The organism is Bombella sp. ESL0378, assembly GCF_009725845.1.
GTDB lineage: Bacteria > Pseudomonadota > Alphaproteobacteria > Acetobacterales > Acetobacteraceae > Bombella > Bombella pollinis.
Genome location: NZ_WNIF01000007.1, coordinates 93,400 through 104,696 on the forward strand (window position 1 = coordinate 93,400; position 11,297 = coordinate 104,696).

The 11,297-nt window shown below is 54.5% G+C and carries 9 protein-coding genes; 5 read left to right on the forward strand and 4 right to left on the reverse strand.

All coding sequences use genetic code 11. The annotated features are described in order from the left end of the window. Nucleotides 1–12: 12 nt before the first annotated feature. The 4 genes from GM556_RS05640 (at nucleotide 13) to GM556_RS05655 (ending at nucleotide 6,645) form a co-directional block, all read left to right on the forward strand. A complete protein-coding gene (locus GM556_RS05640) occupies nucleotides 13–927 on the forward strand; it encodes a DUF58 domain-containing protein (protein WP_155579539.1) in 915 nt (304 codons plus the stop codon). After that, a complete protein-coding gene (locus GM556_RS05645) occupies nucleotides 924–3,698 on the forward strand; it encodes a DUF4159 domain-containing protein (protein WP_196424777.1) in 2,775 nt (924 codons plus the stop codon). The genes GM556_RS05640 and GM556_RS05645 overlap by 4 nt, the downstream gene beginning before the upstream one ends. Then, entirely contained in the window at nucleotides 3,695–5,800 is a 2,106-nt protein-coding gene (locus GM556_RS05650) for a glutamine amidotransferase (RefSeq protein WP_155579541.1), read from the forward strand. Before GM556_RS05645 ends, GM556_RS05650 begins: the two co-directional genes overlap by 4 nt. 119 nt (nucleotides 5,801–5,919) lie before the next feature. Beyond that, a complete protein-coding gene (locus tag GM556_RS05655; protein ID WP_230873305.1) occupies nucleotides 5,920–6,645 on the forward strand; it encodes an ankyrin repeat domain-containing protein in 726 nt (241 codons plus the stop codon). A 277-nt stretch (nucleotides 6,646–6,922) separates the two neighbouring features. On the opposite strand, the gene GM556_RS05660 is transcribed toward GM556_RS05655, so the two are convergent. The 4 genes from GM556_RS05660 to GM556_RS05675 form a co-directional block, all read right to left on the reverse strand. Further along, on the reverse strand, nucleotides 6,923–8,008 hold the full coding sequence (locus GM556_RS05660; protein WP_099026806.1) for a DNA methyltransferase: 1,086 nt from the start codon (nucleotides 8,006–8,008) through the stop codon (nucleotides 6,923–6,925). Beyond that, a complete protein-coding gene (locus tag GM556_RS05665) occupies nucleotides 8,005–8,640 on the reverse strand; it encodes a ribonuclease HII (RefSeq protein WP_099026807.1) in 636 nt (211 codons plus the stop codon). The genes GM556_RS05660 and GM556_RS05665 overlap by 4 nt, the downstream gene beginning before the upstream one ends. Before the next feature lie 140 nt (nucleotides 8,641–8,780). Beyond that, nucleotides 8,781–9,512, reverse strand: a complete 732-nt coding sequence (locus GM556_RS05670; RefSeq protein WP_155579542.1) for a DUF4339 domain-containing protein — start codon at nucleotides 9,510–9,512, stop codon at nucleotides 8,781–8,783. A gap of 28 nt (nucleotides 9,513–9,540) precedes the next feature. Continuing rightward, a complete protein-coding gene (locus GM556_RS05675; RefSeq protein WP_155573620.1) occupies nucleotides 9,541–9,828 on the reverse strand; it encodes a CsbD family protein in 288 nt (95 codons plus the stop codon). A 287-nt stretch (nucleotides 9,829–10,115) separates the two neighbouring features. On the opposite strand from GM556_RS05675, the gene GM556_RS05680 reads away from it, so the two are divergent. Then, nucleotides 10,116–11,297 carry an efflux RND transporter periplasmic adaptor subunit gene (locus GM556_RS05680; RefSeq protein WP_155573621.1) on the forward strand — a complete coding sequence of 394 codons (1,182 nt, stop codon included), beginning with the start codon at nucleotides 10,116–10,118 and terminating at the stop codon, nucleotides 11,295–11,297.

An 11,297-nucleotide genomic window follows, 5' to 3' on the forward strand; every position in this document is an offset into this window, starting at 1 on the left:
TTGGGTACGGATATGGCCTCATCATTCTTCCAGCGTTTATTTAAGCCCGCTCAGGCGCAAGACGCACCGGCTCAACCGCCGGCCTTGCCGGAGCTAATAATCGCCGCACAAGCCCTCGCACAAAGCCTGCGTAGTGGCCCACATGGCAACCGCCGCGCAGGAGATGGGCATGAGTTTTGGCAGTTCCGCCCCCATCAACCCAACGAGCCTGCTTCCCTCATCGACTGGAAGCAATCTGCCCGCTCCCCTTCGCCAGACCTCCTATGGGTTCGCGAGCAAGAGCAACATGCCCCGCGCCCGCTTTTCCTATGGGTGGATTCTTCAGCCTCCATGCGCTGGCAATCAACCAAAACACTCCCCAGCAAATATAACACAGCCCTTACCGATGCCCTCGCCCTCGGCCAAGCGGCCCTCTTAGGGGGGGAGGATGTTGGTATCCTCGGCTTAAAATCCCGCTTTAACGGGCGGCAAGCTTTACCAAGACTGGCCCATAACCTCATAAATCATGCACCGCATAATCCTGCCGATACCATGCAGACATTCCCCTCCTTTGCGGGCCTGCCCCCCCATGCACCACTGCTCTTGGTGAGTGATTTTTTATGGGATAATGCCATGATGGACCAATGCCTCACCGCTTTAGCTACCCATCCCGGCCCAACTGCCCTACTGGCCATCTTAGACCCACAAGAGGAACGAATCCCCTTCCACGGCTCCATCCGCTTTACCAGCTGCGAGGCAGAGCCTAACCTCACCCTCCCCGCCACTGAGAGCCTTCATGATGCGTATCAGACACGCTTGAAGGCGCATTTCGCGCAGCTTCAACAAGGCTTTGGGGGGGCACGGTCCTTCTTCCGCTTCCATATCACAAGCCAGCCTGCCCGCCCGGTCTTGGCTGAATGTCATCACTTCCTCCGGGGGCGCGCATGACCCTTCTCTCCCCCTATCTTCTGCTCTTTTTGCTCATTCTACCGGGGGTGTGGTGGCTCGTCCGGGCTATCCCTCCCCAACCGCGTGAGCAACGCTTCCCCTCCCTGATTCTGCTGCGTCAATTAACCACAACCCGGCAGAATGCCGCTCATACGCCGCTCTGGCTGCTCTTGCTCCGCTTGGCAGCTTTGGCACTACTCATCCTTGCCTTTAGCCGCCCGCTTTATATTCCGCCGCGCTCCAGCCATGTGCCCCATAACCTCATGCTCATTCTTGATAATGGCTGGGCCGCTACAACACATTGGGCAGAGCGTACAGAGCAAGCCCTCGCTTTAGGGGAAGCAACATTACGCGCTGGGGGGAGGATTACGCTCTTCCTCAGTGCGCCAGAGGCTGATGGGCATATGCCAAGCCCGCTCCATCCTAGTAGCCCAGCCTCCCTTAAACAAAGCTTAGCCACCCTAAAGCCACAGCTATGGCCTAGTGACCGGCTCGCTCTGGCTCGACAGTTACAAAACCCAGCGATGCACGACATCCTACGCACGGCAAGCGTTATGCTTCTCTCCGATGGCTTAGCCCAACCGGGCGATGACGCCTTACGCACAGCCTTACAAGATGCGGCGTCCCGTCATGATATACGCTGGCCCCGTTGTGCGCTAACACGCCTCTCCCTCCAACATGGCACCCCCACCACAATCCTCGCCGAAACTTTACCCGGCTGCCCGCCGCAAATGCTCCATTTAATGGGCATGAAGCTCACCCCCAACGGGCATTTTGCCCTCCAAGCCAGTACGCTTATCCCCACCAACACGCCTCGGCCCTTCAACACACAACTACCACATAATATAGCCTATGATGCGCTCTCTCTCCCGGCTATTGCAGGCCCGGCGGGGATGGTTCTGCTCCCCGGCACAGCCGCCCAAAGACGGGTCGGCTTATTGCATCTCAATGGGGATGACCGCCCCTTAACAGGGGGCAGCTTTTACCTAGAACATGCCCTCCACGACATCACCCCGTACCAAGAAGGGACAGTCGATAGCCTCCTCCCCCAACATCCCACCATCATCATCGCTACGGATGGGAGCCTTCCAGAAGCTTCCCTCAACGATATGCTCCATTGGGTGCGGGAGGGCGGTATCCTCATCCGCTTTGCAGGGCCGGACCTCGCTCATCAAAACCAACAAGGGATACAGGGCGATGCGGCGGCCCTCCTACCTGTGCCGCTCCTCTCTGGGATGCGTCAACTCGGCGGCCCCATGTCGTGGGGGAACCCTCAACCACTGGCACCTTTTCCCCCCAATACGCCATTTGCAGGGCTTACCATCCCGCATGATGCCACAATATCCCGCCAATTACTGGCCCAACCGACAGATGACCTCTCCCGCCATGTATGGGCCACGCTGACAGACGGCACCCCCCTCGTCACTGCCCGGCAAGAGGGCAACGGGCTGCTCATCCTCTTCCACATCACCGCGACAGCGGATTGGTCCAGCCTTCCCCTCTCTGGCCTATTCCCGCAGATGATGGAACGCCTCATCACGCGTACGCCTTTCATACAACATCATGATACAACAGCGCATAGTTCGGCCGATACTCTGGCCCCATGGCGGCTTTTAGATGCAGAGAAAACCCTCATAACACCGCCCACAACCGTCCGCCCTCTCCTCACTACGGCAGAACAAACCGCCGATGCCCTTCATCCTGTTGGCTTCTATGGTGGGGCGGCGCAACGGCACCCCCTAAATCTAGCAGACCATCAGCCCCCTCTAGCGGAAGAACCCGCCCTTGGCTCCCTCCAACAAGCAGGTCGTGCCGTGGTTGAACGCCCCTTCTGGCCGGGTTTGATGCTCCTTGCCATGGGCTTCCTCCTCCTCGATATGTTTTTATCCCTCGCCCGCGCCGGTATCCTCCGCCTTCCTCGCCGGGGAGGCACGATTCTTACCATAGGGCTTAGCCTGCTCATCGCTAGCCTCTCCCCCATAAGCTATGCCGCCTCCCCAACAGAGCAAAACGTCCCCCCGGCCGCCCTTGCCATTCGCCTAGCGCATATCCAAACAGGCGATGCCGCAACAGATGACGCCGTCCAGCAAGGGTTAGAAGGCTTAACGCGCTTTCTCAACCAACGCAGCACCACCCATTTGGATAGCCCTGTCGGGGTGGTGCCGGGGCGTGATGACCTCGCCTTTTACCCATTGCTTTACTGGCCCATCCTCCCCAGCACGCAACTTGATGAGGCGGGCCGTCAGGCCCTCAGCAACTATATTCAACATGATGGTATGATTCTAATTGATGAAATGGGTGCAGGAAGCCCCCTTGATGGGAGCGATGGCCACGCCACCCGTTCGGCCCTCAAAGCCGCAACATCTGGTTTGCCTATCCCCCCCCTCATGCCTTTGGGGGAGCAACATACACTCTCCCACACATTCTATCTTTTGCATGACTTCCCCGGACGGATTGCAGGCCAAACTGTTTATGTCGCCCGCCAAGAGGAAAATGATGAAAGTGAGAGCGTCAGCCCCGTTATTATCGGTAATGGCGATTGGGCTCATGCTTGGGCGGTGGATAGCCATGGCGAGCATCCTTTTGCCGTCATCCCCGATGGTGAAACACAACGCACCTTGGCCTATCGCTTTGGCTTCAACACCATCATCTACGCGCTAACAGGCAATTATAAAAACGACCAACGCCACTATCCCGAAATGCTCAAACGCCTCAAAAATAGTGCTGATGACACAATGGAAGGCCCAACAGATGAAAGCGAGGCCCCATGATGTTCCCTCTACCATCTCTCATCTGGATGCCTGTCCTTCCCCTTTGGCTCCTTCTTACCGTAGCAGGACTCAGCATCATCATGGGGCTTTATGGCCTCATCCGCCATGCTCGTGGTCTATTATGGCGCGCTGGGGCTATCATCATCGGCCTTTTATGGTTGGCTAACCCACAGCAAACGCACCCACATAAACAAATCCAACCCCAAGATGCCCTCCTTGTGGTGGACCTCTCCCCCTCTATGGAGGTTGGGACGCGCCGTGCCCTCATTGAGCGCGCCCGCAGCCAGCTGCTCGCACAAGGGCAGGCCCTCCATGGGTTAACACTCCATCAAATTGATGTTGCAGGCGGCAATGGGCAAGGCACACGCTTATTTGAGGCCATAGACCGTGCCACCCTGACCCTCAACAACCCTGCTGGTATCCTCCTCCTTACCGATGGGATGGATCATGATGTCCCCGCTCAACTGCCTTCATCGCTCAAAACCATTACAGGCCAAACCATCCCGCTCCATCTCCTCCTTGCTGCAAAGGGGGAGGAAACAGACCGCCGCCTACGTATCTTGAGCGCACCGCCTTATGTCATCATTGGTCAGACAGCGCATATCAGTGTGCAGGTCGATGACCTTGGAACAATGGCTGGGCAAGCGGTTGATATTTTGGAGCATGGTGGTGACGGGCGAACCACCGTCCTCGCGCATACACAAAGCGGCCAAGCGGTGGATATTGCTATCCCCATCACCCATGCGGGCCTGACTTTAAAAGAACTCACAGCCTCCCCATTGGCGGGGGAAGCCTCCCTACGCAATAACAGCACCGTGCTACGCTTGCAGGGCGTGCGGGACCGGCTGCGTGTTCTGCTTGTATCAGGCGTGCCTAACCAAGGCGCACGGGTATGGCGGAGCTTGCTAAAAGCCGACCCTTCGGTGGATTTGGTCCATTTTACCATTCTCCGCTCCCCCGATACAGCCGATGATACCCCCCTCTCTGACCTTGCCTTAATCCCCTTTCCCACCCATGAGCTGTTTTCCCAAAAGATCAACAGTTTTGACCTCATCATCTTAGATGGCTTTAGCAATCAAAATATCCTACCCGAGAGCTATCTTGAGAATATCGCCCATTATGTTCGCCAAGGGGGAGGGTTACTCGTTGTCGGTGGGCCTGAAATGACGCAGGCCGGCACATTGCAAGATACCCCAGTAGGGGCTGTCCTGCCTGCCCATATCCCTTCAGAAAATGGCCTTATCCTCCAACCTTTCTCCCCTAAACGGACTGCTCTTGGCCTGTCTCACCCCGTCACAAGGGCCTTACCCACACACGGCCCCTGGGGGGACGCATGGGGCCCGTGGTACCGCGCTTTACGCACTGACCAAACACAAGGCCGCACGCTCTTAGCCACACCAAGCGGTGCGCCTTTGCTCGTCTTGGACCAGAGCGATAAAGGCCGCGTGGCGATGCTGCTTTCGGACCAAATATGGCTCTGGTCCCGTGGGGAAAAAGGCGGCGGCCCGCAAGCAGAACTCCTCCGCCGCCTCTCCCATTGGCTGATGAAAGAGCCAGAATTGGAAGAAAACCAGCTTGAAGCCCATATAAGCCAAGGTCGGATCTTCATCCAACGTACCAGTCTAGATGTACTCCATAATGCCCAAGCCGAGATTATTAGCCCCGATGGCAGTCATAGCCTTATCACACTCACCCCAACAGCAGAGCAGAGCGGCTTATGGGCTGGCTCCATCGCTATCCCTCCTACGGCCGAACAAACAGGACAAATCTGGACCATCCATCAAGGAGCGCTCAACACCACCGTGGCCCTAACAGAGCCCAACCCGCTGGAGGACCAAGACCTCCGCAGTACCGCGACCTTACTTACCCCTCTTGTTCGTCAATCTGGTGGGGGGATTATCTGGCTAGGGCGTGAGGGGGTACCAACACTCCGTCAAGTCGCTGAGACAGGGCCATTTCATGGTTCAGGCTGGGTAGGGCTGCCGCTACATCAAATCCAGCTCTCTACCGAGACAACAACAACCCCCTACCTACCCTCTTGGCTCCTCCTTGTAGCCATTCTTACCTTGGTAGGAATAAGCTGGTGGCGTGAAGGACGGTAGAAAAAACGCACCCTCTATGATATGCCCATCATCTATGAAATTGACAAGGCGCGGTAGGGCTTGGCATGATAAGCCCAGCGTCCCTGTAGCTGGTATAAGAGAAGGCTTTATTCCCTAACATGCGCCCATTGAGTTCTTGGCTACCCCATATCATTTGTGCCCTCGGTTTTTCTGCTGCCTCACTGGCTATGGTGCCCTACACAGCTCATGCCCAATCGGCTGATGAAGCAGAGGCCGAGCAAGATGCCATGAATGCCCAAAAACAGGCTGAAGCGCGTAAAGCAGCACGCCACGCCGCCCCACCTTCTGCTCTCCCCGGTGCAGAGGCCGAAGATGGGGATGACAGCCACGCCCGTATGGATGTAAACCCCACCGCGGCCCTTTTTGATGCTGTTAATCGCGGCTCTTTAATTGGGGCGAAAGAAGCTCTTAGCCGTGGAGCTGATATTAACGCGCGTAATGTCCTCGACCAAACCCCGCTCGATCTCGCAATCGACCTTGGCCGTAATGATATTATGTTCCAACTTCTCTCTTTGCGGACTTACAACCCCGATGGGAAGCTCATCACCAGCTCTAGCCATGAGAGCAATGGTGAGCATATCACCATTAATGGCCAAGCAGGCATTACAGCCAAAGCTCCGCCCCGTATTATAGAGGATCGTGGTCAACCTATCCCCGCGATTGGCTTCCTCGGTTTTAATGGCCCCTCTCTCCCCGAGCCGGCACACCCTGCCCTGCGCCCTCTACCCGTACGGCATGTCGTGCGCCCTGCTACAGCCCGGCGCGTACGGCACGTAGTCCATCCCCATAAATCTGCTGCTGCGTCCTCATCTTCTTCCCCCTAAAAAACTCTTTTAAGGGGGAAGAGAGGTGCGCCAAACGCTAACCTCCAGATGCCTCCAACAAGGGTATTGCACTATAATAAATAAGCGCGATACCCACCCAACAAATCAGAAAAATCACCACGTCCCAGCAAAAGGCAGAAAAGCCAGAACGCTGCTTTTGTGGCCGCATAATTATAAAATGAAATAACACAGCAAACACCAAAGCTATGGCTGCGATCATAAGGGCCATAGGGTCATGTATTATACGCATCTCAGCTCTCCCCCATAATATACAGAATTACGCAGTGCGGCGTAATTCATGCGTTTCCTGCCGTAAAACATCAATCGGCACTAGCTGACCATCACGCTCAAAATACCAAAAGGTCCAACCATTACAGGACGCTGCATTCGTTAGAAGCGCACCTAATTTATGAATGGAGCCACGATGCTGCCCCGACACTAACGTCCCATCGGGGGAGACGCGTGCTTTAAGCCGTTTTTGGCGGTCATACACCACCGTACCCGGTGGGAGGCTTCCATTCTCCACAAAAGACCCAAAGGGAATACGCGGCAATTCCCGCTTAGCGGGGGTAATCTCCAATTGCTCGGCTGGCAACGCTTCAATCTCCGCCAAGCGTGCTTCTGCGGCTTTAATATAGTCGGGATGACGCTCAATCGCGACATAACGCCGCCCTAACTTCTTAGCCACAGCTGGGGTTGTCCCCGTCCCACAAAAAGGGTCCAACACAACATCTTTAGCCATTGTTGCTGCAAGGAGTGTCCGATGCAGCAAGCTCTCCGGCTTTTGCGTGGGGTGAAGCTTTAACCCATGCTCATTTTTAAGCCGCTCATTACCAGTACATAAGGGAAGATACCAATCCGAGCGCATTTGAAGGTCCTCATTCAGAGCCTTCATGGCTTGATAATTAAAGCGATATTTGCTCTCCGGCCCGCGTGCTGCCCAAATTAAGGTCTCATGCGCATTAGTAAAACGCCGCCCCCGAAAATTAGGCATGGGGTTCGACTTACGCCAGATAATGTCATTGAGGATCCAGAACCCCAAATCCTGCATAATCGCCCCAAGGCGAAAAATATTGTGATAAGAGCCAATCACCCAAATGGTGCCATCCTTATGGAGCAGACGGCGCGCCTCGCTTAACCATGCGCGGGTAAAGTCATCATAGGCTTCATACCCTGTAAACTTATCCCAATCATCATCAACGCCATCCACCACACTTTCATCTGGGCGGCGCAACTCCCCACGTAATTGGAGGTTATAGGGTGGGTCTGCAAAGACACAATTCACACTCGCATCAGGGAGGGTTTTCATCACCTCCACACATTCCCCACGTAAAATCCGGTTAAGGGGCATATCCGCTTTCATGCTGCGTGAACCTTTGCTGCAATCATATGTTTTATGGGGGCAAAACTACGCCTATGGTGGAGGGTCACCCCATCCTCGTGCAATCCTGCAAGGTGGAGAGCCGTGCCATACCCGGCATTACGCTCCCATCCATAGGCTGTATGACGTGTGGCTAAACGGGCCATAAGCCGGTCTCGCACCACTTTGGCCACAATAGACGCCGCAGCAATGGAGAGGCTTTTACTATCACCTTTAACAACCGTCTCTACCCGACAAGGTAAGGCAGGCGCGCGGTTGCCGTCTATCAAGGCCATAGCAGGCCATTGGCCCAGCTTTACGGCAAGGCGGCTCATCGCGCGCTGCATCGCTAAATGACACGCCTGACCAATATTGAGCCGGTCAATCTCCTGCACCGAGGCCGCGCTAACAGCCGCACAAACGCTTGGCTCCGCCACCAAAGCGGCATAAGCCTTCTCCCGCCGTGCTATTGTCAGTTTTTTGGAATCATCCAACAGACCCGCCAATGGTGCAGAAGGCCGCGTGAGAAACACAACCGCAGCAGCGACCACAGGCCCTGCCAGCGGACCACGCCCGACTTCATCCACGCCTGCGACAAGCCCTTCATATTGGTCTTCTAGGCTGTAATCTGGCATGAAGGCCCTTTCCACTCGCTTCATTCGACACGTCATTCATCCGTGCCGATTTTGAATCACTCCGAGTCGGAAAGAAAGCCCCTTTTTTAAAAATAATGAGTCAAGAGAGAAAATAATGCATTTTTATGAGGCAATACCGCCTAAAGCTGCACATCTCCTTCTTGCGGGGTGGCCTGAGCGGGGCTGGTATTATCCGGGTTGGAGGAAGCAGATTTTTGCCCCATGGTGCTATGCTCTGCTGAGGGTTTTACGCTCTGCACCTGAAAAGAAAGATGAGGAAAGCCCGGCGGCGGGTTAGTGGCCAGAATAGCCACTTCCCCCGCCGTCAACAGCCCAGAAAAAATGAGTAAAATAAGCCCACGCCGAACAGACTTCCAACGGCACCAAAAATAGCCGGGCACAAAGAAGAGCCCCCACCAAAAGGAAGGCGGCGTAACCCCAGCCAAGATAAGGGTCTTTCTATCCTGTATGAGGGCGAGGAACAAAATAGCACTTATGGATACCCCTGTTAGGGCACTCCCCAAATCAACCGCCCAATGCAATATTTGCCCTGCAAACAGCAGAGTCACATTCACAACTTCTGGTAGAAGCAACATCCACGCCCATAAAAAAGGCACCTTGCCCAGCTTCCCTCCCGTACCAGCAGCTATAGTGGTAGCAGGCTTCGGCCCACCTAAAGCGAGAGTAAATATCTTTACATCCCCACTAGGCACAGGCAACCCTGCCTTACTTGCAGGCCGCCACTCATTGCCAAAAGCCGGGTGCCAGACGAGGGTTTGCGGGGTGATAACGCGCTGAATCATCAACCGGATGAGTTCGGCCTGTGACACCGGCCCAGCCTGCTGACCATCACGCTCATAATACCACTGCATAACCCTCTCTGACCCTCCGTTACTTTACTTAACCGCGCTTTTTAAACAGAAGACGGCCCAAAACCAACCCAACAAGCGTGATAATCCCCAAAGCGACAAAGGGACGCTCTTGAATGAAGCTTGTTGCGGCCTCAATCCGGCTCTCATTAGCATCGTACAAATCAGCAAATTCATGCTTTGCACGGCCACTCAACTGGTCAATCTTGCCACCAGCCTGCATTGCTGCATCACCAGAGACTGCACCAAACGCATCTTTGACACGCCCTTTAGCCTCTTGTACGAAGCCCTCACCCTTCATAGCGGTAGTATCAACCATGTCCGTCTCTCCCATCAACGCAATGCGCTGTGAATCAATAAATCTGTAGCAAGCCCATACGCACATGAAAGCCGCTACGCTTGCTGATATGCGGTTCCCTCGCCCATTCTTCAAGAGGGGGAATGCTCTACCCTTAAAGGGTAGAGGCTGTATTTTTATAAATTAAATACAGAATGTTAAGGTGCACTTTGTTGATAAAACCGCTATTATTTGTCTATCTCATGCCATATTTTCTGGCATAACAACGCGCCGCTAATAACCCTCACCATCAAGAGAGTTTCCTGATTATGAGCCCCGCCCCTTCCTCCCATACTCCCCCCACCCCAAAAGGGAAAAAATGGTGGATCGCCGGGGCATCTCTCCTTGCTATCCTCATCATCGCTTGGCGACTACATAGCGCAAGCCATAATGGCGCGCATCGTCATGGTGATACTCCCCCCGCTGTAGCTGTTGCAGCGGCACACCGGGCTAATATGCCCATCGTTTTACAACTTTTAGGGACAGTCGTCCCTGTTGCAAATGTTACCATTACCCCACGCGTTAGTGGCCATATCTTGGCCGTATATTATCAAGAAGGGCAGCATGTTCACCGTGGTGATGTGCTAGAACTCATCGACCCACGCCCTTATGAAGCAACATTGCATCAATATCAGGGTACCCTTGCGGCTGACCGCGCCCAGCTTGCTAAAGCGCGTGTCGATAGTGGCCGTTATCAGCGTTTGATTAAACAGAACTCCACCTCCGCTATGTTAGCGCGCGACCAAGAATTTACTGTCGAGCAACTAGAAGGTCAGGTCGCTTTTGATGAAGCAAATGTCCGTAATGCAGAGCTTAATCTGATGTATTGCCACATTACGGCCCCTGTGGATGGGCGCGTGGGTATTCGTGCCTTAGACATTGGCAATTATGTCACAGTAGGCCAATCTGGTGGTCTGACGACCCTTACCCAGATGCAACCTATTTCCGTCATTTTTACATTACCACAAAATAACTTACCTGAGGTCCAAGAACAGCTTAATAGCCATCCCTCCCTCACTGTGGAGGCATGGAGTAGCGATAACACCCATAAGCTTGCCACAGGGACGGTTAACGCGCTGGATAGCCAAATTGATACCTCAACAGGGACGGTGCGGTTACGTGGTATCTTCCCCAATGAGGATGAACGCCTCTTTCCTAATGAGTTCGTCAATGCACATCTCTTAGTGCAGACCATCCAAAACGCATTACTTGTGCCAAGCAATGCCGTCCAAACCGGGCCGGATGGACAATTTGTTTATGTCATTGAGAAGGATATGACGGCCGCTGTCCACCCTGTAAAACTAGGCCAGAGTGATGATAATAACAGCGTCATCCTCTCTGGCGTGGCAGAGGGAGACCGAATCGTCACTGATGGGATTAATCACCTCCGCCCCGGCAGTAAAGTTACCATTGCCGCTGGCCCTGCTGACGCAACAACCACACACCCTTAA

Bases quoted from the DNA above. Each gene is read 5' to 3' on its own strand.
- GM556_RS05640 (WP_155579539.1), top strand. From the start codon at position 13: ATGGCCTCATCATTCTTCCAGCGTTTATTTAAGCCCGCTCAGGCGCAA.
- GM556_RS05645 (WP_196424777.1), top strand. From the start codon at position 924: ATGACCCTTCTCTCCCCCTATCTTCTGCTCTTTTTGCTCATTCTACCG.
- GM556_RS05655 (WP_230873305.1), top strand. From the start codon at position 5,920: ATGCGCCCATTGAGTTCTTGGCTACCCCATATCATTTGTGCCCTCGGT.
- GM556_RS05650 (WP_155579541.1), top strand. From the start codon at position 3,695: ATGATGTTCCCTCTACCATCTCTCATCTGGATGCCTGTCCTTCCCCTT.
- GM556_RS05665 (WP_099026807.1), bottom strand. From the start codon at position 8,640: ATGCCAGATTACAGCCTAGAAGACCAATATGAAGGGCTTGTCGCAGGC.
- GM556_RS05675 (WP_155573620.1), bottom strand. From the start codon at position 9,828: ATGGTTGATACTACCGCTATGAAGGGTGAGGGCTTCGTACAAGAGGCT.
- GM556_RS05660 (WP_099026806.1), bottom strand. From the start codon at position 8,008: ATGAAAGCGGATATGCCCCTTAACCGGATTTTACGTGGGGAATGTGTG.
- GM556_RS05680 (WP_155573621.1), top strand. From the start codon at position 10,116: ATGAGCCCCGCCCCTTCCTCCCATACTCCCCCCACCCCAAAAGGGAAA.
- GM556_RS05670 (WP_155579542.1), bottom strand. From the start codon at position 9,512: ATGCAGTGGTATTATGAGCGTGATGGTCAGCAGGCTGGGCCGGTGTCA.